This window comes from Halosolutus halophilus, assembly GCF_022869805.1.
In the GTDB taxonomy this organism is placed as follows: domain Archaea; phylum Halobacteriota; class Halobacteria; order Halobacteriales; family Natrialbaceae; genus Halosolutus; species Halosolutus halophilus.
Window position 1 is genome coordinate 432,449 of the sequence record NZ_CP094974.1, and the last position, 21,732, is coordinate 454,180.

15 protein-coding genes are annotated in these 21,732 nt (G+C 66.2%); 11 read left to right on the forward strand and 4 right to left on the reverse strand.

Annotated features, from left to right (window positions below; genetic code table 11):
- The gene (locus MUG98_RS02240) at window positions 1-1,185 is read right to left on the reverse strand and encodes a M24 family metallopeptidase (RefSeq protein WP_265110560.1); all 1,185 of its coding nucleotides are present in this window, start codon (window positions 1,183-1,185) and stop codon (window positions 1-3) included.
- Between the two features lie 355 nt (window positions 1,186-1,540).
- On the opposite strand from MUG98_RS02240, the gene aroA reads away from it, so the two are divergent.
- The 4 genes from aroA to MUG98_RS02260 all read left to right on the forward strand — a co-directional run bounded on the left by aroA (window position 1,541) and on the right by MUG98_RS02260 (window position 6,477).
- On the forward strand, window positions 1,541-2,833 hold the full coding sequence (gene aroA, locus MUG98_RS02245; RefSeq protein WP_265110561.1) for a 3-phosphoshikimate 1-carboxyvinyltransferase: 1,293 nt from the start codon (window positions 1,541-1,543) through the stop codon (window positions 2,831-2,833).
- Between the two features lie 350 nt (window positions 2,834-3,183).
- Complete coding sequence (locus MUG98_RS02250; RefSeq protein WP_265110562.1) at window positions 3,184-4,290, forward strand: branched-chain amino acid ABC transporter permease; 1,107 nt, start codon at window positions 3,184-3,186, stop codon at window positions 4,288-4,290.
- Entirely contained in the window at window positions 4,287-5,672 is a 1,386-nt protein-coding gene (locus tag MUG98_RS02255; protein ID WP_265110563.1) for a branched-chain amino acid ABC transporter permease, read from the forward strand. Before MUG98_RS02250 ends, MUG98_RS02255 begins: the two co-directional genes overlap by 4 nt.
- Window positions 5,665-6,477 carry an ABC transporter ATP-binding protein gene (locus MUG98_RS02260; protein WP_265110564.1) on the forward strand — a complete coding sequence of 271 codons (813 nt, stop codon included), beginning with the start codon at window positions 5,665-5,667 and terminating at the stop codon, window positions 6,475-6,477. Before MUG98_RS02255 ends, MUG98_RS02260 begins: the two co-directional genes overlap by 8 nt.
- 252 nt (window positions 6,478-6,729) lie before the next feature.
- On the opposite strand, the gene MUG98_RS02265 is transcribed toward MUG98_RS02260, so the two are convergent.
- Window positions 6,730-7,974, reverse strand: a complete 1,245-nt coding sequence (locus tag MUG98_RS02265; RefSeq protein WP_265110565.1) for an ABC transporter substrate-binding protein — start codon at window positions 7,972-7,974, stop codon at window positions 6,730-6,732.
- Window positions 7,975-8,445: 471 nt separating this feature from the next.
- Window positions 8,446-12,342 carry a PAS domain S-box protein gene (locus tag MUG98_RS02270; protein ID WP_265110566.1) on the reverse strand — a complete coding sequence of 1,299 codons (3,897 nt, stop codon included), beginning with the start codon at window positions 12,340-12,342 and terminating at the stop codon, window positions 8,446-8,448.
- Window positions 12,343-12,624: 282 nt separating this feature from the next.
- On the opposite strand from MUG98_RS02270, the gene MUG98_RS02275 reads away from it, so the two are divergent.
- From MUG98_RS02275 to MUG98_RS02305, 7 genes are all read left to right on the forward strand, one after another.
- A complete protein-coding gene (locus tag MUG98_RS02275; protein ID WP_265110567.1) occupies window positions 12,625-13,863 on the forward strand; it encodes an alkaline phosphatase family protein in 1,239 nt (412 codons plus the stop codon).
- Window positions 13,864-14,003: 140 nt separating this feature from the next.
- On the forward strand, window positions 14,004-14,321 hold the full coding sequence (locus tag MUG98_RS02280) for a DUF4242 domain-containing protein (RefSeq protein WP_265110568.1): 318 nt from the start codon (window positions 14,004-14,006) through the stop codon (window positions 14,319-14,321).
- A gap of 395 nt (window positions 14,322-14,716) precedes the next feature.
- A complete protein-coding gene (gene aroC / locus MUG98_RS02285) occupies window positions 14,717-15,868 on the forward strand; it encodes a chorismate synthase (RefSeq protein ID WP_265110569.1) in 1,152 nt (383 codons plus the stop codon).
- Between the two features lie 181 nt (window positions 15,869-16,049).
- Window positions 16,050-17,153, forward strand: coding sequence for a thiamine pyrophosphate-dependent dehydrogenase E1 component subunit alpha (locus MUG98_RS02290; RefSeq protein WP_265110570.1), 1,104 nt, complete (start codon window positions 16,050-16,052; stop codon window positions 17,151-17,153).
- Between the two features lie 47 nt (window positions 17,154-17,200).
- Window positions 17,201-18,163, forward strand: a complete 963-nt coding sequence (locus tag MUG98_RS02295; RefSeq protein WP_265112537.1) for an alpha-ketoacid dehydrogenase subunit beta — start codon at window positions 17,201-17,203, stop codon at window positions 18,161-18,163.
- Window positions 18,164-18,169: 6 nt separating this feature from the next.
- Window positions 18,170-19,201, forward strand: coding sequence for an NAD(+)/NADH kinase (locus tag MUG98_RS02300; RefSeq protein ID WP_265110571.1), 1,032 nt, complete (start codon window positions 18,170-18,172; stop codon window positions 19,199-19,201).
- Between the two features lie 78 nt (window positions 19,202-19,279).
- Window positions 19,280-19,789 carry a VOC family protein gene (locus MUG98_RS02305; protein ID WP_265110572.1) on the forward strand — a complete coding sequence of 170 codons (510 nt, stop codon included), beginning with the start codon at window positions 19,280-19,282 and terminating at the stop codon, window positions 19,787-19,789.
- Between the two features lie 47 nt (window positions 19,790-19,836).
- Here MUG98_RS02305 and MUG98_RS02310 read toward each other — a convergent pair whose 3' ends face one another.
- Window positions 19,837-21,651: a 2-oxo acid dehydrogenase subunit E2 gene (locus tag MUG98_RS02310; protein ID WP_265110573.1), complete on the reverse strand. Its 1,815-nt coding sequence runs from the start codon at window positions 21,649-21,651 to the stop codon at window positions 19,837-19,839.
- Window positions 21,652-21,732 lie beyond the last annotated feature (81 nt).

Here is a 21,732-nt window from a genome sequence, read left to right on the forward strand (position 1 = left end):
TCACTCGATCGTCGGCCCGGCCCCGATCGGATAGGCGGTCAGGTTCTCGTAGCCGTCCTCGGTCACGACGACCAGGTCCTCGATGCGGACGCCCCCGACGGCGGGGTCGTAGATCCCCGGTTCGATCGTGATCACGTGGCCGGGTTCGAGGTCGCCGCCGGCGGGAGAGACGCTGGGCTGTTCGTGGATGTCCAGGCCGACGCCGTGGCCGGTGCTGTGGATGAAGCCCGTCTCCGTGCCCGGATCGCTGCGGAGCGTCTCGTACCCCGCGTCCTCGATCACGTCGCAGGCCGCGTCGTGGACGTCGGCTCCGGTCGCGCCGGGTTCGATCGCGTCGAGTGCGACCTCGTAGGCCTCCTTCGTGACCTCGTACCGCCGACGGGCCTCCTCCCCCGGGTCGCCAACGGCGACCGTCCGGGTCATGTCGGCGAAGTACTTCGATTCTTTGTCACGCGGGAAGATGTCGATCACGATCAGTTCGCCTGCCGCGAGCGGGCCGCTGCCCCGATCGTGCGGGTCGGCGGCGTCGGCCCCGCAGGCGACGATCGTGTCGTCGAGCGCGCAGCCGTGGCGGATCAGGGTGATCTCGATCTCCTCCTTGACGCGCTCGCTCGTCAGCGGCTCGCCCTCGTGGACGAGGACGCCGTCGTCGACGTCCGCGGTCGCAATGAGATCCTCCGCGGCCGCCATCGCGGCCTCGTTGGCCCGCTGGGCCGCCCGGATCCGTTCGATCTCCCACTCGGTTTTCGTCGCGCGAACGTCCTCGACGATCCCCTCGGATTCGACCGTGACCGCGACGCCGCGATCGCGGAGGCCGTCCGCCGTCCCCGTCGGGAAGGTCCGCGGAACGGCGATCGACTGGATGTCGTGATCGTCGAGGAACGCGGCCACACACCGGACCGTCCCCGCGTACTGGCCGTACTCCGCGACCAGTTCCTGGTAGTCGTAGACCGATCGGCGCGTGACCGTCTCCGCGTCGGCGTCCGTGCTGGCGCGGCCGTACTCCAGGCCCGAGACCAGCAGATTGACCGCCCCGTCCGCGGTGACGAGCGTCTGGTAGGCGTCCGGCGCGTCGAAGCCGGAGACGTACCGCTGGTCCGAGTCCGAAGCGTCGTCGTCGATGAGATAGCCGTCCAGCCCCTCGTCGTCCAGATACGAGAGAAGCGGCGACAGGTCGGTCTCCATGTCCGGTGATGTGCGAGCGCTCCACATAATTGCCCGGATTCCGGTCACGGATGCGCCTCGCGCTTCGGCGGCGCTCTCGACGATCCGAGCGCGCCCGGTTCCGACCGGTGCCGTCGAGGCTGTCCACGCTGGCCGTACCGAACGGACACCCGGAAAGGGCGCTCACGGCCGCTGGTGTCCCGTGCGCGAGTATTGAGACGACGCCGGGGCGGACGGCATCGGCTCGTCGCTCGAACGGGTCGGAATTACGTTTTGCGGGATCGGAATCGTTCGGGAGACCGGAACGGGCCGGACGAACCGTCCGGAATACTACCACCACCGGTATCGTGATAGGGTGGCCGGACGAGGATCCCGTATGGACGTTACCATCTCCCCGTCCCGGGTTCGCGGACGGGCCCGCGCGCCCCCGTCGAAGAGCTACACCCACCGGGCGATCCTCGCCTCGGGCTACGCGGACAGCGCGACAGTGTACGACGCGCTCTGGAGCGCGGATACGCGTGCGACCGCCCGCGCCGTCGAGCTATTCGGCGGTGACGTCACTCGATCGGACGACGGGACGCTCGCGATCGAGGGGTTCGACGGCCGCCCGGACGTGCCGGCGGACGTGATCGACTGCGACAACAGCGGGACGACGATCCGACTGGTCACCGCCGCCGCGGCGCTGGCCGACGGCACGTCGGTCCTCACCGGCGACGACTCCCTCCGATCGCGTCCGCAGGGGCCGCTCCTCGAGGCGATCGAAGACCTCGGCGGCGAGGCCGAAAGCACTCGCGGGAACGGCCGGGCACCGCTCGTCGTCACCGGACCCGTAGAGGGCGGCGCGGTTTCGATCCCCGGCGACGTCTCCTCGCAGTACGTCACGGCCCTGCTGATGGCCGGCGCGGTCACCGACGAGGGGATCGAGATCGACCTCGAGACGGAACTCAAATCGGCACCGTACGTCGACGTCACGCTCGAGGTGCTCGACGACTTCGGCGTCGAGGCCGGACACACCGACGCCGGGTTCGCCGTCGCAGGCGACCAGAACTACCGGCCCGAGGGCGGCGAGTACGCCGTCCCCGGCGACTTCTCCTCTATTTCCTACCTCCTCGCGGCGGGTGCGATCGCCGGCGACGAGACGGTCACGATCGAGGGCGCACAGCCGAGCGCGCAGGGCGATACCGCCATCGTCGACGTCGTCGATCGGATGGGTGCCGACGTCGACTGGGATCGCGACGCGGGAACGATCGACGTCACGGCCGCGCCGCTGTCGGGAATCGAGGTCTCCGTCGCGGACACGCCGGACCTGCTGCCGACGATCGCCACGCTCGGTGCGGTGGCGGACGGCGACACCCGGATCGTGGACGCCGAACACGTCCGCTACAAGGAGACCGATCGCGTGAGCGCGATGGCCGAAGAACTCGCATCGATGGGCGTCGAGACGACCGAGGAGCACGACTCGCTGACGATCCACGGCGGCGAGTCAACGCTCGACGGAGCGACCGTCGACGGGCGGGCCGACCACCGGATCGTCATGGCGCTGGCGCTGGCCGGACTGGTCGCCGAGGGCGAGACGACGATCGAGGGTGCCGAGCACGTCGACGTCTCCTTCCCCGGGTTTTTCGACGTGCTGTACGACCTGGGCGCGACGCTCGATCGACACGAGTAGTCCCTGGCACGCATCGACTCCCGCACGCATCGACTCCCGATCGAACCGCTCCGCTGTTCGAACGCACGAACCCGATCGACGCTCCGTCGGAACGGAGTCAGAGCGTCGATCGATCGCGATATCTCGATCGTCACCGGTGACGAGCAACGAGCGGGCGCGATCGGACGTCCAAACGTCTATTTGGCAGTCTTTCGGTCGTTGACGAATTCCGTGACTACCGTCTTGCACCGATTAGTACACGGAGTTAGTTACTGATGTATCGCTCACGTATTTCAGATTAATTTCACAACGAGTTATTACTGGGAACCGGTCGCGTGAAGTATTATCCATGTTGCTAGCTAGGTAATACCATGGCGCTCGCAGATGGTCGACGGTACCTCAAGGGGGTGACAATCGAGCAGTGGTTCGGGCTGGTACTTCTGGCGGGGCTGGGCGCGTTGCTCCTCGATCTCGCGCGTCGAATCGTTCTCGGTGAGCTCCGGTTCGGTACGTTCTCGCTGTTCTTCTGGCGTGGTCTCATCGACGGGTTGATCATCGCGCTCGCCGCCGCCGGACTCTCGATGACCTACGCCATCCTCAAGTTCGCAAATTTCTCTCACGGCGATCTCGTCACCACCGGCGCGTTCACCGGATGGACCGCCGCATACGTCGTGGGGGGAGTCGGAGTCGCCGAGTTCAGGACGAGGATACTTCTGAACGCCGATCGTGGGACCTCCGCCCGCGAACTCGATATGCACCTGTTCGGGGCACCGCTCGCGATCGGCATCGGATTGCTCGTCGCGGCGGTCGGAACGATTCTCGTGGCGCTGGCGATCGATCGTCTGGTGTACAAGCGGATGCGAAACGCCGGCGGAATACCGCTGTTGATCGCGAGCATCGGCGTCGCGCTGGTACTTCGGTACCTGATCGTGTTCGTTTACGGAGAGCAGACGCGCGGCGTGACGAGGAGTTCGCCGACGATCGAACACGACCTCGTCTTCTGGACCGATTCGTTGCCCGTCCATCAGTTCGTGCTCGTCGTGATCGGGGTGGTACTGATGATCGCGCTCCACATCCTGTTGCAACACACCAAGCTTGGAACGTCGATGCGGGCGATGGCCGACAACCGGGATCTCGCGCTGGTCACCGGAATCCCGACCGAGCGAGTGATCCTGATGACCTGGATCGTCGGTGCGGGGCTGACCGGCGTGGCCGGCTATCTGGTCGTCCTCGAGCAGGGGACGCTCAGCTTCAACACGGGATGGTTCCTGCTCCTGTTGATCTTCTCGGCGGTCATCCTCGGCGGAATCGGATCAGTCTACGGCGCGATAGCCGGCGGATTGATCATCGGGCTGGCGACGAACGTCTCGCTGGTGTGGATCCCGGGTGACCTGACCAATGTCGCCGCGTTCACGCTCATGATCTTGATCCTCATCTTCAGACCGTCCGGAATCTTCGGAGGGGTGGAGACGGCGTGACTCGCGATCGTCGCTTCCGGACGGATGGGGGCGAAGACGCCGGCCAGGTGGATTTTCCGACCGGTGCCGACCCCGACGGACGCTCCCGCTGGCTCGAGGACGTCCTCATCATCGGAGAAACCACGCTCGTGGTGTACGGCCTCTTCATCGTCCTCGGTTTCGCCGCGGGGCTCGACTTCAACGGCATCGTCAGCACCCTCCAGCAGGTCACGCTGTTGGCGGCATCGTTCGCACTGGTCGTCCTGGCGCTCAACCTCCACTGGGGCTACACGGGCCTGTTCAACATCGGGGTCGCCGGCTTCATGGCCGTCGGCGCCTACGCGATGGCGCTGACGACGGCCGCACCGGACGCAACCTTCCCCGGACTCGGACTGCCGCTGTGGATCGGCATTCCGGCGGGAATCGTGGCCGCCGCACTCGTCGGGTTCGTGGCCGCTCTGCCGGCGTTGCGTCTCCACGCGGACTATTTCGCGATCGTCACCCTGGCGTTCGCGGAGGTGATCCGACTGCTGTACAACTCGAGTGCGTTCAGAGAGTTCGAACTGTTCGGCACCGAGTTCGGAACCGGCGGTGGACAGGGAATGTCCTTCCCGAACCTTCGTAACACGATTTCCCGGCAGCTCCTGTACGTCGACGGGGACCCGGAAGCGGGGCCCACCCTCGTCGGACGGGCGTTCCTGGCGATCGGGGACGCACTGGAGCTAAGCACGTCGGTCGTCGAGGGATGGGCGTATACCGCCGTTCTGGTGGCGTTGGTGGTGGTCGTCTTCGTCCTCATCTCCTGGATCGGACACTCCCCGTTCGGACGGGTGTTGAAAGCCATCAGGGAGGACGAACTCGCGGCGCGATCGCTCGGCAAGAACACCGATCGCGTGAAGATCAAGGCGTTCATGGTCGGGTGTGCGATCATGGGGCTCGCGGGCATCGTCTGGCAGGGTCGTCGGGGATACATCGATCCGAACCTGTTCCTGCCGATCATCACGTTCTACATCTTCATCGCGCTGATAATCGGCGGTTCCGGGTCGAACACCGGGAGCGTCGTCGGAGCGCTCCTGTTCGCCGGATTGCTCTTCGAAGGGCCGCCGTTCGTTCAGCGCATCGTGGACACTACCTTCGACCTGCCACGGACCACGACGGTTTACGAGGGGGTGATCGCGCTCGGCGACCTCGACCCGATGCCGCTTCTCGGGTACGCGGTGGCGGAACTCCCGAATCTCCGGTTCGTTCTCTTCGGCGTGGTCCTGATCGCGCTGATGATCTACCGGCCGGACGGGATGCTGGGCCACCGGAACGAACCGGCATCGCCGATCGATTTGACGAAAGAACGGCCACCGAATGGGCGTGGCTCCTCGTCAGGAAAGGAGGGTGAGTCGAATGAGTGACGCCGCCGTCGACGACCCGGAGGAGTCGGAGTCCGAGTCGGCCATCCTTCGCGTGTCGAACCTCGAAAAGCGATTCGGTGGGATCGTGGCGGTCGACAGTGCCAGTTTCGAGATCGAACGAGGATCGATGACGGGACTCATCGGCCCGAACGGGGCCGGCAAATCGACGACGTTCGATCTGATCACCGGCGTCTACAGGGCGGATGCCGGACGCGTGATCTTCGAGGGCGAGGACGTGACCGACTTGAGGCCACAGCAACTGGTGGATCGCGGGCTGGTTCGGACCTTCCAGATCAGCCGGGAACTCAGCGGGATGACGGTGCTCGAGAACATGCTGTTAGCGTTCCAGGGACAACTCGGCGAGTCGCTCTGGCGAACGGTCACCCCTGGCGTTCGCAGATCCCTCGTCGCACAGGAACGAGAACTGCTCGAACGCACCTGGGAAACGCTCGAATTGTTCGAGATCGAGCACCTGGCCCACGAGGACGCGGCGAACCTCTCGGGCGGGCAGCGAAAGCTCCTCGAACTCGCCCGGGCGCTCCTGACGGATCCGAAAATGCTGTTACTCGACGAGCCGATGGCCAGCGTCAATCCGACTCTCGAGAAGAACCTCCTCGATCGCATCCACGAACTCAGATCGCAGGGGTACACCTTTCTCCTCGTCGAGCACGACATGGACGTCATCATGAACAACTGCGAGACGGTGATCGTCATGCACCAGGGTCAAGTGCTCTCCCAGGGCACCCCGGCGGAGATACAGGGGGACGAACGCGTCGTCGATGCCTACCTCGGAGGAGAGGTCTAGTGCTCGCGGAAGTGCCCCGGGACGCGACGAACGCGGTCTTCGATCGGTTCTCCCGGAGCCATCGCCAGCACGTCGGCACCAAGAGCGGCGGGTGACAGCAGATGGCGGCGACGAGTCGGGCGGCGGTGCTGGATCCAGTTCCGCCGGTGCTCGACGCCCTCTCGATCGGCCCGACTTCGGATCTCGACGACGGACGGGTTCGACGGGACGTTCCGAGCGTGTTATCGGCCCGAAAACGGGTAGTCGTGGCCGTTACTCCGATTCGCTCCCGAATTCGATCTGTTCGACTACGTTGAGTTCGAAGTTCTCGAACTGGTAGACGTCGAACACGGCGGCCTGTGGATCGCCGTTGTCGTCGAACTCGACGGTACTCGAGGCTCCCTCGTAGGTGATCTCCTCACCCGAAGCGGCCAGGTCGACCGCCTCGGGGAAGTTCGACGGGCTGACTGTCTCCCCGTTCGGGTTCGCGACGGCCCGCATCTCGTCCCGGACGGCGGGTCCATCGTTTTCGCCCGCACGGGCGTTCGCCAGGATCATGACGGCACTCGCGTCGTACGCCTGGGCGTTGAAGACCCCAGGGGCTCTCCCGAACTCGTCCTCGTACAACCCGTTGAACACCTCGACCTCGGGGCCGGCCGCGGCCGGAGCGGTCCCCTGCACGTTGTCCATCGGATTGTCGACTTGGTTCGGGAGGGTTTCCTCGATCAGGCCGTCGGTGACGATGACGGGCAGGTCGGGGTCGAAGTCCGCGTAGAAGTCCCGGAAGATCTGAATCCCGCTGACGGGGAACGCGATCACCAGGAGAAAGTCGGGGTCTTCTGCGAGCGTGCTCTGGAGAGCCGAGGTGTACGACGGTTGCTCCGGTTCGAACGCCTCGGAAGCCGTGACCGTGCCGCCGAGTTCCTCGAACGACTCCGAGAACACGCTTTCGAGTGCCTGTCCGTAAGCGTCGTTCAGGGCGAACGTCGCCGCGGTCTCGAAACCGCGGTCCTCGAAGGCGAGTTCCGCGATGACCTCCCCCTGTAACGAGTCGCTCGGCGCGGTCCGGAAGACGAAGTCGTCGTCGTTGATGTCCGTGATGTCCGGACTCGTGCTCGCCGGAGAACACATGACGACCCGGTTGGGAACCGCGACCTCCTGGGCGACGGGGATCGTCACGTCGGACGCCGCCGCGCCGGTGAACATCGGGAACCCCGCGTCGACGAGCGACTGTGCGGCGCTGATCCCCGTCTCGGAGAGCGTCTGGGTGTCTTCTCGCTGGACCGTAACGTTGAACGGACTGCCCTCGTCTGCGAGCTGAATCGCGGGGAGTTCGGCTCCGTCCGCGATCGGCCCCCCGAGTTCCCCCAGATCACCGGATTCCGGCTGCAGGATCCCCAGCATGATCTCGCGGCCCTGGGCGTCGGTCCCCCGTTCAGCGCTGAGAGTACCCGTGAGCGATAGCGCCCCCGCGCTACCGATACCAGTTAGCACGCTGCGTCTGCTAATGTGTGCCATGGTAGTTGTGCGACGTAATAACTGAAAGAGGTTTCGCGTGGTAGTACTAGCGGGCTGATGTTGGTGATTTTGGTTAATATTATAAATTACACATTAATCATCTAATACTACTGTTACCCCTCCGTCCCGGTCCCGCGCAGGTGCTGGCCGATGTCGCCCGATACTACCCATTTACTCGCGTGTACCGGGCGAAACGGTATCGAGATCCGACGATAACGATATTTACCTTCTAGCTGAATGACCGATTCCACCGCTATACTCGAACCCCGGGACGGTTCGCTGCGATACGGCTTCCGCGCGCTGCCACGCTGCTACGAAGAGGATGACGGCCGAGAAGGGGGCCCTCGCGGTCCAGAAGCGCACCGTGTCTCGCTCACGCCCGGGTTCGCGTATCGTTCGAAGAGATGGGGCTCCTCGTCTCCCACTCCGTGACCGACGCCGGTCGACGGGTCGGCGCGGTCGCCTCTCGTCTCAGTCTCTGGCGGCCGGCACCGTGAACGACACCGTCGTTCCCTCGCCGGGTTCGGAGTCGACCCAGATCTCGCCGCCGTGGCGTTCGACGATCCGACGACAGAGCGCGAGTCCGATGCCGGTCCCGTCGTCCTCGTGGCCGTGCAGCCGCTGGAACACCTCGAAGATCCGATCGGTCTCGTCGGGGTCGATCCCGATCCCTTCGTCGTGGACGGAGACGATCCAGTCGGACCCGTCGTTCTCCGCCGTGATTTCGATCTGCGGCGGTTCGTCGCCGCTGTACTCGATCGCGTTGGAGAGCAGGTTCTGGAGGACCTGTCGGAGCTGGTCACCGTCGCCGTGGACCGCCGGCAACGATTCGCTCGTGATCTCGGCGTCGGCCTCGTCGATCCGCAACTGGAGGTCGGTTCGGACGTCCTCGACGACGTCGTCGAGGTCGACCGTCTGGAACGGATCACCGCGCGTCTCGATCCGGGAGTACTCGAGCAAGCCGTCGATCATCTCGCGCATCCGTTCGGCCCCGTCGACCGCGAACTCGATGAACTCCTCGCCGTCGTCGTCGAGTTCGTCGCCGTAGCGCCGTTCGATCAGTTGGAGGTAGCTCGTGATCATTCGCAGCGGCTCCTGCAGGTCGTGGGAGGCGGCGTAGGCGAACTGCTCGAGGCGCTCGTTCGACGCCTCGAGTTGTCGCTGGTACTCCTTGCGCTCGGTGACGTCCTGCACGACGAGCATGCCTCGGTGGTCTTCGCCGGCGGGTTCGATCGGTAGCGTGTGCGCGCGCAGGTCACGCCCGTGGTACGTTACCTCGAACGAGTGTTCCTCACCGTCGAGGGCGGCCCTGAAGTGGGGCTCGACCTCCGCGAACAGGTCGTCCGGATACCGGTCCTCGATCGACTGGCCGATCAGTTCGTTCCGATCGATCCCGAGGTCGCCCACGAGCCGTCCCCCGGCAGCGGTGTAGCGCAGGTCGTCGTCGAACAGCGCGACCACACCGTTCGGGAAGTTCTCGGCCAGCGTCCGGTAGCGCTGTTCGCTCGCCTCGAGTCGGCGCTGGCGTTCCTTTCGTTCCGTGACGTCCCGGACGACGCCGATCCGCTCGCGCTCGTCGTCGACGGTCGAGAGTCGAGTTACGGTCGCCTCGACCGGGACGTTGTCTCCGGATTTCGTTTCGAGATCCGCCTCGATCGTGGACACTTCGGCGTGGTCGGTCGCCACGTCCTCGGCGACGCGCATCACCGACTCGTCGACGACGAGCGAGGCGTGACTGCCGAGCAGTTCGTCGCGATCGTACCCGGTGAGTTCGGTGTAGGCCTCGTTGACCGTCGTGAACCGCCCGTCGCCGTCGAGGGCGTAGATGCCGTCTTCCATCGTCTCGACGATCGTCTCGTACTTCGCCAGTTCGCGTTCGCGCTTCTTGCGCTCGGTGTCGTCCTGTGCCGTCGCCATGCCGTTGACGATCCGCCCGTCGTCGTCGGTGATCGGCACCGCCTGGACGTGCCACTCGCGATCGGCGTACTCGATCTCGGCCGTCCGTTCCTCGCCGTCGAGAGCCGCACCGAGTATGGATTCGAGGGTCGACGCGACGTCGTCGGGGAAGACGTCTCGCGGGTGGTTCCCCTCCATTTCGGCACCGGAGATGGGCAGGTTCGCGAAACCCTGGCCGGCGGCGAGCGTGTACTCGAGGTCGTCGTCGTACAGCACGACCACCCCGTTCGGATAGGACTCGGCCAGCGTCCGGTAGCGCTGTTCGCTCATCTCGAGTCGACGGAGGTGCTCCTTGCGCTCGGTGATATCCCGGAAGTACACCGACAGGCCGGTTTCGGAGGGATAGGCCTGGACCACCATCCAGATGCCGAGCGACTCGGAGTAGCGTTCCCACGACACGGGTTCCTGTGCCTCCATCGCCTCGTGGTACCGATCGAAGAGATCCGGGTTGGCGTCGGGGAATAGCTCACGGATGTCCTCGCCGAGGAGTTCCGTTCGCGAGTAGCCCAGCAGTTCCTCGGCCCGGTCGTTGACGTGCGTGAACCGCCACTCCTCGTCGAGCGCGTAGAACGCGTCCGATACCCGGCCGAGCACTTCGCCGAGTTCGCTCTCCAGTTCCCGCTTGCGTCGTTCGAGTTCGCGTTCGTGTTCCTTGAGTCGAGTGATGTCTTCGGCCGTCGTGACGACGCGTTCGACCGCGCCGTCGGCGTCCAGAACGGGGGCCGCGTTCACCGAGATCCAGATTCGATCGCCCGACGGGCCGTCGATCGCGAGTTCTTCGTCCATCACGGGCTCGCCGGTGGCCCGGACGCGTGCCGCAGGGGTTTCCGCCGGGTCGAGTACCGTGCCGTCGGCAGCCGAAACGCGCCAGTCGTCGTCCCGATTCGATCCGTCAGTACTCCCCCACTGCGTGAGGCCGGGGACGTCCTCGGCACGCCGGTTCGCCAGGACCGTCTGGCCGTCGGCGTCGTCGACGGCGATCGCGATCGGTGCCGTCTGGAGCAGTCGTTCGGTCTGCGTTCGCTCTCGCTCGAGCCGTTGTTCGTGCTCGATCCGATCGAAGGCGGCATCGAGGCTCGACGCGGCGATTTTTGCGAGCGTCAGGTCGCTCCCGTCGAACGCTGACTCCCGTTTGGAGCCGGCGATGACGACCCCGTGGTCTCCGATCGGGAGGACGATCTCGCTGCGGATCGGCGTGTCGGTGTTGTAGACGGCCGGAGCGGCCGTGACGTCGTCGTAGATCACCGGCTCGCCGGACTCGTAGACCTGCCAGGCGATTCCCTCCCCCTCGAACGTCGGCAGATCGTCGAACACGGCGTCGGCGCGATCGGACCACGCGGTCGGTTCGAGCGCCCGGTCCGCGTCGTCGGCGAGAAAGACGGTGTTGATCTCCAGTCCGAGAACGTCGACGAGCGCCCCACACGCCCGCTCGGCGATCGACTCGGGCGAGTCCTCCTCGAACCACTCGCGAACGGCCGCGTTCAATCGCCGCAACTGAGACGCGTGGCGGTGTCGCTCGGTGACGTCGTAGTAAAGTTCGACCCGGCCGCCCGCGTACGGGCCCGAATCGATCGGCTTGCTCCGGTGTTCGAGCCAGCGTTCCTCGCGGTCCTCGCCGGCCGTGACGTGACACTCGAACCGCTCGACGTAGCTGTTGTCGTCGTACGTCGCCGTCACCGTCTCCGCGAAGGGCTCCCCGTCGTCGATCCGGTCCCGAATGGTCTCCGCGATCAGTTCCCGTTTGTCCCGACCGATGGCGGCGGTCCGATCGAGGCCGAAGTAGTCCTCCGTGGTCTCGTTGATCCACGCGACCTCGAACGCCTCGTCGAGGACGAAGACGCCGATCTCCGCCTCGTCGAGGACGGTCCGTATCGAGCCGTCGACCGGGGAACCGGCCGGGGCGGGGTCGGTGCCGGCGTCGGAGTCGAAGCCGACATCGGGGTCGGGATCGGAGCTGGTGGCGCTCGTGTCGACCCGCGACGAGTCGGCGTCTCGCGGTCGGTCGGCGCGGTCCCGGACGATACCGATCGTCCCCCGTCGCGTCCCGTCGATCGTGAGGGGGCTGAGACGGACTGCACACGGAACGTCCGTGCCGGCATCGGTCCGGAGCGCGAGTTCGTGCTCCACGACGCTGGAGTCGTCGATCTCGCGTGCGTCCGCCAGTCGTCGATCGATCCGGGCGAGTTCCCGGTCGTCGAACAGGAGCGAGGCGTGTTCCCCGAGGAGATCCGAGCGGGCGTACCCGGTCAGTTCGACGATCGAATCGTCGACCGCGACGATCGTGTCGTCGGCGTCGAGGTGGTACACACCCCCGTCGACCGCATCGGCTAACGTCCCGTACCACTGGAGCCCCTGCCCGTCGGCTCCGTCCGACTGGACCGTTAGCCCGGAATCGCTGACCCGCTTGCTCATGAACCCAGAGTGGCCATTGCAGCGGATAAACCCTCGGCTCCATCGTCCGGTTCCCTGATCGGTTCGACGGACCCGCGGCGAAACCGATCGCGGTCACTGTGGTCGGTCGCGAGCACCGTTCGCGGGTCGATGACGCCGTCGAAAGACCCGACGACGTATCGTGCCGTCATCGAACGACCCGACGAACGCGACGCTACTGGACGCTCCGACGCATCACGACGCCATCGCACGCCCCGACGCATCACGACGACATTTTTCTCCGTCGAGGCCATCTGGGAGGGTATGCGCACCGATCTCGAGTCCCGGCTTCGCGATCGGTTGACCGAGGACGGCTACCTGTTTCCCGACTACGGGAAGTACTGTTTCGCCAGGATTCCCGACACCGTCCGGTCGGTGCTCGGCCACGCGGGAGAGCAGCCGCTCCCGGCGGACGTCCTCGCCGGCCTCGACGGCGAGTACGATCGGGTTCTCGTGTTGCTGGTCGACGGATTCGGTCTCGCGTTCTGGAAACGCCATCGCGGACGGGCGGTGCTCGATCGACTCGACGAACGGGGCATCGTCTCCCCGCTCACGACGATCTACCCCTCCGAGACGGCGGCGGCGCTCACGACGTTTCACACCGGAACGCTGCCGGCGAGCCACGGCCTGCTGGGGTGGGACGTGTACGATCCGGCCGACGACGCCGCGTACGAGGCCTTCACCGCGACCGTCAAGGCGGGCGACGACGCCGTCGACCACGACCTTCAGGACGTCTTCGAGGGGGCTCCGATCTACCCCGATTTCGAGGCGGCCGGGATCGACTGTCGCCACGTCGTCCCGTTCCCGGAGACCTACGACGGAGCGACCTGCCACTCCTACGGCCCGGACGAGAGCCTCGACGGCTTCGAACCGACGCTGCGGAACGCGTTCGCCGCCGCCGACGATCCCGCCTTCCTCTTCGCCTACCTGCCACAGATCGACACCGCCGCCCACGCGTACGGGACCCACTCCGACGAGTACCGCGAGACCGTCGACGACGTGTTCGCGACGATCGATCGGGCCTTCTCGGGGCTCGACGCCGACTCGGCGGGCGACACCCTCGTCGTCCTGACCGCGGACCACGGCCACGTCGACACCGACGCCGGTCGGACCGTCGACCTCGAGACGATCGACGGGGTGGTCGAGGCCCTGGAGCGCCACGGCGACGGCGAGCCGGTTCGGTACGCGGGCAGTCCGCGGAACGTCCATCTGCACCTGCGGGACGGCCGGGTCGAGGACGTCCGCTCGATCCTCGACGATCGACTCGATGCCCGCGTCTTCACGCAGGCGGACGTGCTCGATCGGAGCCTCTTCGGCGGCGGGCCGCGAAGCGAGACGTTCCGCCGGCGACTCGGCGACCTCGTGATCGTCCACCGCGACTCGGGGGTCTGGTACGGCAGCGATCGGCCCAAACTCGACCTGGTCGGGATGCACGGCGGCCTCCACCCCGACGAGATGCTCGTTCCGTTCGCGGCGATCGAACTCGAGGGCCTGCTGGCGTGACAGTACCTCGGGTTGCAGCCCTCTACAACTCCTAAGTCGATATAAGGAGTTCCGAATAATTATAAGGAGCCTTTATTATGTTCGGTGACATACTAGTAGTGAGAACCCGAACACCGTACTGTTCCTTCTCAGAAAGTACCATGACTAACTACGACGTATTACGTGAGTTCGAAGCGGGAATCACAAACGAGCAGTTGGAGCAGGCGGTTGAAAGTTCGGGCGAAGCCATCGAGGAATTCCGAAGTGGAGGGGTACCGATGTCGTATCTCGGCTCCCAGACGTTCCTCAATGAGGATGGATCGATCGGCGCGACGATGTGTCGGTACGACGCAGACTCTGAAGCGACGCTCCGCGAACACAGTGAGCGGGCCGGTCTTGCTGTGAGCGATATCTTCGTGGTTGGCCCCCCGCACGCTGGGATGGCCCCGAAGACCAGCGGCACGTCGAAGTCGGCCTGAAGCGCCGGCTACACGCGAAAGAACAGAACGTTATTTGATAGAAACAGGGTGATGGATACGTGTTCTGTATGCTACGATTCCTTGCTCAAGAGTGAGCGCGTCGGTGAGTGCTGAATACACAGCGCGTGTTCAGCACGACCCAACGAACTAATCGGTATCCGATCGAAATTCCGGCGTTCAGTTCGCACGCGTACTTACCGTTACTGGTACTATTCCGAATACCGATAGTAACTAGACCTGTACGGAGTTCCTCGGGGGAGCGAGTTCCACGGATCGATAGCCGCTGTTATCGTCGTGTCGTCGCAGTCACTGATCATCACGTCTCCGTCGCCGGCGGCGCCCGATCTTGCGGGAACCCTGCACCGCTAAGTGTCCGCGTCCCCGAGGACGCGCTAATGAACGGCAATCGCTTCGGTCGTCTCTTCCAGGTGACCACCTTCGGTGAGAGCCACGGAGAGGCGATGGGCTGTACCGTCTCCGGCTGTCCGGCCGGCCTCGAACTGTCCGCGGAGGACATTCAGGCGGATCTCGATCGACGCAAGCCGGGCCAGTCGATGATCACGACCAGCCGCGGCGAACCCGACGCGGTCTCGATCAAGTCGGGCATCCAGGACGGCTACACGACGGGGACGCCGATCGGGATGGTCATCCAGAACAAGGACGCCCGATCGGGCAAGTACGAACCCTTCATCACCGCGCCGCGGCCGTCCCACGGCGACTTCACCTACTCCGCCAAGTTCGGGACGCGCAACTGGGGCGGCGGCGGCCGATCGTCGGCCCGCGAGACGGTCAACTGGGTCGCCGCGGGCGCGATCGCGAAGAAACTCCTCGAAGGAGCGGGGATCGAACTCAAGGCCCACGTCAACCAGATCGGGGACATCGAGGCTCCCGAGGTGAGCTTCGAGGACATCAAAGCACACAGCGAGGAGAACGACGTCCGCTGTGCCCACCCCGAAACGGCTGACCGGATGCAGGAACGGATCGAGGAGTACCAGGACGAAGGCGACTCGATCGGCGGCAGCATCTACTTCGAGGCCCGGGGCGTCCCCGTCGGCCTCGGCGCGCCGCGGTTCGACTCCCTTTCGGCTCGTCTCGGTCAGGCTATGATGGCGGTTCCGGCGACGACCGCGTTCGAGTTCGGACTCGGGAAGGAAGCGCGCGAGTGGACCGGCAAGGAGCGCAACGACGACTGGGAGTTCGATTCGGAGGGGAACCCGACTCCGGTCGAGAACGACCACGGCGGCATCCAGGGCGGCATCTCCAGCGGCGAACCGGTCTACGGCGAGGTGACGCTGCACGCGCCGACCTCGATCCCGAAGAGCCAGCAGACGGCCGACTGGGAGACCGGCGAGATCAAGGAGGAGCAGGTCATCGGCCGCCACGATCCCGTCCTCCCGCCGCGTGGGGTGCCGGTCGTCGAGGCGATGCTCGCCCTGACACTCGTCGACTTCATGCTGCTGTCGGGCCGCATCAACCCCGATCGGGTCGACGACCGGCCCGGCGAATACGATACGGATTACCACCCGAGCAACCCGCGGAACGAGTAGCGACCCCAGCGGTCCCGTCCTCCGACGTCCCGGTCTTCCAGCGAACCGCGACCTCTGGCGATTTCCAGACGTTCGTTCGATCCGACGCGAGTTGCGACAAGTGGAGCGACCACCTCCTTGTACCATCCTGTGGTAGGTGCTAGCACTTATTGCCGGACCCGTGGTACCCTCTCCTGCCCCCATGGCAGACTTTGACTTACACAGCACGGCGGGGCGACTGGAAGCACTGCGACGGATGCTAACCATTCGCGCATTCGATGAGGAAGCTGGGGATCGGTTCGCAGACGGCGAAATACCGGGGTTCGTACACCTCTACATCGGAGAGGAGGCGGTCGGTGTCGGGACGTGTGCGGCCCTCGACCCGGACGACTTCATTTCGAGCACCCATCGCGGCCACGGCCACTGCATCGCGAAGGGACTCGACCCGAAGTACATGATGGCCGAACTCTACGGCAAGGCCGAGGGCTACTGCAACGGCAAGGGTGGCTCGATGCACATCGCGGACGTCGACGCCGGAATGCTCGGCGCGAACGGGATCGTCGGCGCCGGGCCGCCGCTCGCGACCGGCGCGGCGCTGTCGATCGACTACCAGGACGGCGATCAGATCGCGGTCGGCTTCCTCGGGGACGGGGCCGTCGCGCAGGGCCAGGTTCACGAGGCGATCAACCTCGCTGCGACCTGGGACCTGCCGGCGGTCTTCGTCGTCGAGAACAACCAGTACGGCGAGGGGACGGCGGTCGAGAAGCAACACAACGTCGACAACCTGAGCGACACGGCACAGGCCTACGACATTCCCGGACTGACCGTCGACGGGATGGACGTCACCGCGGTCGAAGAGGGCGTCGCCGAGGCGCGCGAACGCGCCACTGCGGGCGAGGGACCGACGCTCGTCGAGGCCGAGACCTACCGCTACCGCGGCCACTACGAGGGCGACGAGGAGCCCTACCGGGACGACGCGGAGATCGAACGCTGGCAGGAACGGGACCCGATCGACTCGTTCAAGGAACGACTGATCGATCGCGGCGAACTCACGGCCGAGGAGTTCGACGACCTGCAGGCGGCGGTGGAGGCCGAGATAGAGGCGGCGATCGAGTACGCCCAGGAGGCCGATCGGCCGACGCCGGACGAGGCCTACGACGACATGTTCGCCGAGATGCCACCGGAGATCGAACGCTTTGCGGCGGCGGCGAAGGCGAGACCCGACGGCGGTGAGCGAATCTCTGATTCGCGAGCCTCGTCGGAGCACAACTCCGACAGCGGCCGTCAGGGAGGTGACCGACCGTGACCGCACACGCCGAACCGGAGCGCGAACTCGATACCGAAACGGAGACGATGACCGTCCGGGAGGCCATTCGACAGGCCCTCCGCGAAGAACTCGACCGCGACGAGGACGTGTTCCTCATGGGCGAGGACATCGGCGTCTTCGGGGGCGTCCTCGAGGTGACCGGCGACCTCTACGAGGAGTTCGGCGAGGAGCGGGTCCGTGATACCCCGATCAGCGAGGCCGGCTTTACCGGTGCGGCGACGGGTGCCGCGGCAACGGGCACCCGACCGGTCGTCGAACTCATGTTCTCGGACTTCAGCGGCGTCGCGATGGAACAGATCATGAACCAGATGGCGAAGATGCGGTACATGTTCGGCGGGAAGGCCGAGATGCCGCTCACCGTCCGGACCACCGAGGGCGGCGGGATGGGTGCCGCGAGCCAGCACTCGGGGACGGTCCACACCTGGATCGCGCACTTCCCCGGCCTGAAGGCCGTCGCCCCCGGCACCGCCGCGGCCGCGAAGGGGCTGACGAAGGCGGCGATCCGATCGAACGACCCCGTCTTCGTCTTCGAGAACAAGATGATTTACGAACAGCAGGGTGCGGTGCCGACCGACGAGGACTTCACGGTCCCGATCGGCGAGGCCGCGATCGAGCGCGAGGGCGACGACGTCACCGTGGTCGCGACCCAGCGCCTCGTCGGCGAGTCCTTACAGACCGCCGAGAGCATCGCCGACGACGTGGACGTCGAGGTGATCGACGCTCGATCGCTGTACCCGCTCGATACCGAGACGATCGTCGAGAGCGTCGAGAAGACCGGTCGGCTCATCGTCGCCGACGAGAGCCCGCTCTCGTACGGCACCCACGCGGAAATCGTCGCTCGCGTCCAGGAAGAGGCGTTCTTCAGCCTCGACGCACCCATCCAGCGGGTGGGGACGCCCGACACGCACATCCCGTTCAGTCCGACGCTCGAAGAGGAGGTGCTCCCCGACGGCGAGGACGTCCGCGAGGCGATCGAGCGGGTGGCCTGACGACTCGTGACGCACGTTGGACTGATCGTCAACCCCGCCGCTGGCCGCGACATCCGCCGGCTCACCGGCGGTGCCAGCGTCGTCGACAACTACGCGAAGCGCCGGGTCGCGGAGTGCGTGCTCGACGGCCTGACCGCGGTGGCCGATCCGCCGGCGGTACGGGTCATGCCGGACCGATCGGGAATCGCCGACCACGCGATCGAGGCGTCGCCCGACGTCGTGGACGCAACGCTGCTCGACCAACCGGTCGAGAAGTCGTCGGCCGACACCCGCCGGGCTGCCGCCCGGTTTCGCGAGGTGGGGGTCGCCGCGGTGGTCGTCCTCGGCGGTGACGGGACGACCCGCGACGTCGCCCGGGAAATCGGGGACGTCCCGGTGATCGCCGTCTCGACGGGGACGAACAACGTCGTCCCGACGGCCGTCGACGGCACCCTCGCTGGCGTCGCCGCGGCGCTGATCGCGACGGGTGCGGTCCCGGCGGCCGACGTGACCGCGCGACACGGGATGGTCGAGGCGCGTGCCGAGACGTCGACCGGCGAGCGCCGACTGTCGGCGCTCGCGGCCGCCGAAGTGTCCTCGCGATCGTTCGTCGGGACGCGGGCGCTTCTCGATCCGGCCGATCTGTGCGGCGGTGTCGTCTCGCGAGCCCACCCGGGCGACGTCGGTCTCGCGGCCGTCGCAGGTGCGTTCGAGCGAGTCGCACCCACCGATCCAGGCGGCGTCGCGCTCCGACTGGCCGACCCCGCCGACGCTCCGCGAACCGTTCGGTCGGTGCTCGCTCCCGGCGTCACCGCGACCGTCGGGGTCGCGTCCGTCGATCGGCTCGCGTGGGGCGAGACCGCCCAGTTCGACGTCCCCGACGGCGTCGTCGGGGCGGACGGGGAGCGCGAACTGGAACTCACGGGTGCGACGGTCGACCTCACGCCGGTTCTCGAGGGTCCCCGTCTCGTCGACGTCAACGAGACGCTCTCCGCCGGTGCCGACGCCGGTGCGCTCGTCGCCGAGGGGCCCGATCGACTGCCGGCGATCGAGGACTGAGAGACCCGATCGGCCGCCGACTCTCTCGTCCGATCGACGGATGGCAAACGCTAACACGCCTGGAATGGAAGATCTGCTATGGCCAGTGATACCGTTCCACAAGTGGACGTGGAGTTGCCGGAACTCTCGCAGGTCGCGTTCGTCGTCGAGGATCTGGAGGACGGGATGGATCGGTTCGACGGGTTACTCGGAGTCGGCCCCTGGCAGGTCTACCGGTTCGAGCCGCCCGCGCTGACCGATCGGACCTTCCGCGGCGAGACCCACGAGTACTCGATGCGGCTCGCACTCGCGCAACTCGGCGAGACGATGCTCGAACTGATCGAACCGCTCGAGGGCCCCAGCATCTACACCGAGCACCTCGACGAACACGGCGAGGGGCTGCACCACGTCGCCTGTTTCGCGTTCGAGGACCCACACGCGGTCGTCGAGACGTTCGAGGACGCCGGCATGCCGGTGATCCAGAGCGGCAACTTCGACGGGGTCGAGTTCTGGTACTTCGACACCGCGGCCGAACTCAACGGGACGATCTTCGAGACCGCGGCGAACGTCGACGCGATCCCGGAGCCGGACGCGACCTATCCGGAGTAGGGGGAGGGGCGCGACCGTCCGCCCGGCGCGCCGACGAACCCGTCCCGTCAGACTCGTTCCCAGGTGATCTCGACCGGCAGATCGTCCCGGAGGAGCTGCGAGACGTGACAGCCCCGTTCGCCGAGGTCCACGATGCGCTCGATCGTCTCGTCGTCGGCGTCCGTCTCGAGTCGGACCGTCGCCTCGATCCGTTCGACGGACCCGTGTTCGGGTTCGGCGTCGGTGGTCACGTCGATCGCGTCGATCGGCGCGTCGCGCTTCGAGGCCTGGAAGCGCACGCTCAGCGAGAGGCAAGCGGCCAGGCCGCCGAGGAAGACGTCGACCGGTGATGGCCCCGTCTCCGTCCCGCCCGCGTCCTCGGGTTCGTCGAAATCCCACGCGAACGAGCCGGCCTCGATCGTTCCGGCCATGCCATCGGGGTTGTGCGCGGTGACGGTCCGTTCGGGCATCTGCGTTCCGGCGCCCGATCGGCTCTCGGCTTCGCCCTCGATCTCCGCGGGGAGCAGCGACCACGGCTCCTCGAGGTGATCGACGAGCGTCTCGAGGAATCTGGCGGCGTCGGCTCCGTCGACGATCCGGTGATCGAACGTGAGATCGAGCGGGAGGTGACGTCGCCACGTCACCTCGTCGTTCGGGCCGCGAACGGGCGTCTCCGAGACGGCGTCGACGCCGAGGATGGCGACCTGCGGCGGGTTGATGATCGGATCGAACGATTCGACCCCGAGCACGCCGAGGTTCGTCACCGTGAACGTCCCACCCCGCAAGTCGTCCATCGTGTACTCGCCCTCGATCGCCCGCTGGACGAGGTCGCGTCGCTCCGTCGCGATCGTTTCGAGCGACTTGCCGCCGACGTCGGACAGCACCGGCGCGATCAGCCCATCGTCGACGTCCACGGCGATGCCGACGTTGTGATCCGCCCAGAGCCGGTGGACCTCGTCCTCGAACGTCGCGTTGAACGCCGGATGATCGCCGAGAGTCGCCGACACCGCGAGCAACAGCACGTCCTGGACGGAGACGTCCGCTCCGAGGCCCTCGTCCGCGGCGTTCGTCGCGGCGAACAGGGCCTCGGCGTCCGCGGTGCGATGGACCGTCACGTGCACGGCGTCCCGGTAGCTCTCGCCGAGCCGTCTGGCGATCGTCTTGCGCATCCCGCCGAACGATCGCGTCTCCGCGGGGGTTCGTCCGGTCGCGTCGGTCGCCCCGGTCGCCGCTTCCTCGACGTCCTCTTCGGTGATCGCTCCCTGGTAGCCCGATCCCTCGACGGACGTCAGGTCGACGTCCAGTTCGTCCGCCCGTTTTCGCGCCCGTGGAGACGCGTCGACGTCGGCTTCGTCGGCCGGTTCGCCCTCGGCCGCTGCCTCGACGTCGTCCTCGGTGATCGCTCCCTGGTAGCCCGTCCCCTCGACGGACGTCAGGTCGACGCCGAGATTTTCGGCGCGTTCTCTGGCGCGTGGCGACGCCTTTACATCGGCCCCCTGGTCGCCGCCAGTTTCGGGTTCGACCACCGGTTCCTCGTGGCTACCCGTGGCCGGATCAGCGGCTGTGCCGGACTCGTGCGTTGCCGCCTCCGTCTCCGCCGTCAGGTCGGTCTCCGCTTCCGCCTCGAGTTCGGTGATGTCCGCGTCGGCGGGTGCGACGATTCCGATCGGAGTTCCGGGTGGGACCGTCTCGCCTTCCTCGATGTACGTTCGCCGGAGGACGCCGTGTTCACGCGCTTCGACCTCGGCGACGCTCTTCTCGGATTCGACCTCGGCGATGACGTCGCCCTCTTCGACGGTTGCCCCGTCGTCGATTTCCCACGCGAGTAACTCCCCCCGTTCCATCTCCAGTCCCAGTTTCGGCATCTTGACAATGTAGCCCATGACATCTCATACCACAAACGTCGCATAAAGGGTGCCGATGCGCCCGCCCGTTCGATGCCGGCGGATGCGGGTTTCGTGTCC

Bases quoted from the DNA above. Each gene is read 5' to 3' on its own strand.
- MUG98_RS02265 (WP_265110565.1), bottom strand. From the start codon at position 7,974: ATGGCACACATTAGCAGACGCAGCGTGCTAACTGGTATCGGTAGCGCG.
- MUG98_RS02295 (WP_265112537.1), top strand. From the start codon at position 17,201: ATGACCGTCCGGGAGGCCATTCGACAGGCCCTCCGCGAAGAACTCGAC.
- MUG98_RS02240 (WP_265110560.1), bottom strand. From the start codon at position 1,185: ATGGAGACCGACCTGTCGCCGCTTCTCTCGTATCTGGACGACGAGGGG.
- MUG98_RS02290 (WP_265110570.1), top strand. From the start codon at position 16,050: ATGGCAGACTTTGACTTACACAGCACGGCGGGGCGACTGGAAGCACTG.
- MUG98_RS02270 (WP_265110566.1), bottom strand. From the start codon at position 12,342: ATGAGCAAGCGGGTCAGCGATTCCGGGCTAACGGTCCAGTCGGACGGA.
- MUG98_RS02305 (WP_265110572.1), top strand. From the start codon at position 19,280: ATGGCCAGTGATACCGTTCCACAAGTGGACGTGGAGTTGCCGGAACTC.
- MUG98_RS02310 (WP_265110573.1), bottom strand. From the start codon at position 21,651: ATGGGCTACATTGTCAAGATGCCGAAACTGGGACTGGAGATGGAACGG.
- MUG98_RS02250 (WP_265110562.1), top strand. From the start codon at position 3,184: ATGGCGCTCGCAGATGGTCGACGGTACCTCAAGGGGGTGACAATCGAG.
- MUG98_RS02275 (WP_265110567.1), top strand. From the start codon at position 12,625: ATGCGCACCGATCTCGAGTCCCGGCTTCGCGATCGGTTGACCGAGGAC.
- aroA (WP_265110561.1), top strand. From the start codon at position 1,541: ATGGACGTTACCATCTCCCCGTCCCGGGTTCGCGGACGGGCCCGCGCG.
- aroC (WP_265110569.1), top strand. From the start codon at position 14,717: ATGAACGGCAATCGCTTCGGTCGTCTCTTCCAGGTGACCACCTTCGGT.
- MUG98_RS02260 (WP_265110564.1), top strand. From the start codon at position 5,665: ATGAGTGACGCCGCCGTCGACGACCCGGAGGAGTCGGAGTCCGAGTCG.
- MUG98_RS02280 (WP_265110568.1), top strand. From the start codon at position 14,004: ATGACTAACTACGACGTATTACGTGAGTTCGAAGCGGGAATCACAAAC.